We start from the raw sequence: 1,296 nt of genomic DNA, 5'->3' as shown, positions 1-1,296 counted from the left end.
CTCTGTTTTTTGATGGGCATCCTTACCAAATGGGCCGACATTTAAGACAGGACCTTGTAATGCCGCCATCTCTTTGAATGGAATATGATACGTATCGCCCCATACGGGTGTGTTCCGCTCAAATGCTAGCCACTCATTAGATGCATCTGAATAGTTGACATAGCTTAAATCACAAATTCCGTTAAAGTAGTGGATCTGCTCCACCTCAATATCAAATGTTTGAGCTGTTTGCTTCATTAATTCAATCGACTGTTTCACTAATGGATGGTTGGATGAATTAATGGCTGGATAGTAAGGTGGCGCATATAACAGGACTGTGGCAGGTGCTAATTCCTGACAGCGAATCATGAGCTGATCCACAATACGAATCGATTTTTCACGATCATCCCATGCAGGATGCTGCTGAACCTGCAGCTTAATCGCTTGTACTTCCTCAGCTCCTAACTTATCAATCGCATGCTCCAATAATGCCTCGTAGCGTAAGACCTTTACCTTGCCCACACCCTGAACATTTTCTCGTGTACAAATGTCCTGATAGTGCGCATTGCAAGCAGCCATTGCCTGTAACGCAACTTCCTCAAAAATAGCCATTACCTCAGCCGCTGTCCGTTTTAACAAAAAGACATTGTAAAGTGCCGCTGCACGGTATGGTGTTTGTGTAGAATACTCCATTTTTAAATCTTTTAATTGTAGAGAAACGGGTAGTGGTGTGCTTTCACCTAAATCTGTTTCACGGAAAAGGGGATTCCACTCCATATGCTGTGTCATATAGGAAGCGATAAAGGTAGCTGTCATCCCTTTTAATGGCTCACCGACATGTGTCTCTTTTCCGTAGAACAAAGCAGCAGGCATGATTTTACCAATTGTACCTGAATAAATATATTCATTCGTATCCGAAGGCCCTTGTGAAAACGATGGCTCACTATTTAAAAATAATTTATAAGTTAAACCATGCTGTTCCCGCAGTCTCACCAGTTCCACAACAGCCGCTCTCATACCAGCAGAGTTGACTTCCTCATCAGGGACCGTTGTTAAAATCAAATTAATCGGCCATTGCTATAAGCTTGCCTTTTCGATCAACTGCATGTGTAAGACAAGACCCATTTTCATATCCATTGTGCCGCGACCAAATAAATAATTCCCAGATGCCAAATCAATGCGAGCTGCCTCTGGTAAATCTTTTAAGTATTTAGGTTCCATTAGCTTTTTCGTTAGTTCTTCTGGATAAAAGGCTAACGGCTCTAGTTCACCATATTCCTCCGTATGCACGGTATCGAAGTGACTGATTAACACAAC

1 pseudogene is annotated in these 1,296 nt (G+C 42.3%); it reads right to left on the bottom strand.

The features are described from left to right. Window positions 1–1,296, bottom strand: a pseudogene (locus RCJ95_RS23740) (M20/M25/M40 family metallo-hydrolase); the annotation flags it as partial.

Source organism: Lysinibacillus sp. BSL11, from assembly GCF_052928325.1.
Note: the sequence above shows the minus strand (reverse complement) of the source record. Positions and strands in the feature narration are given on the sequence as shown.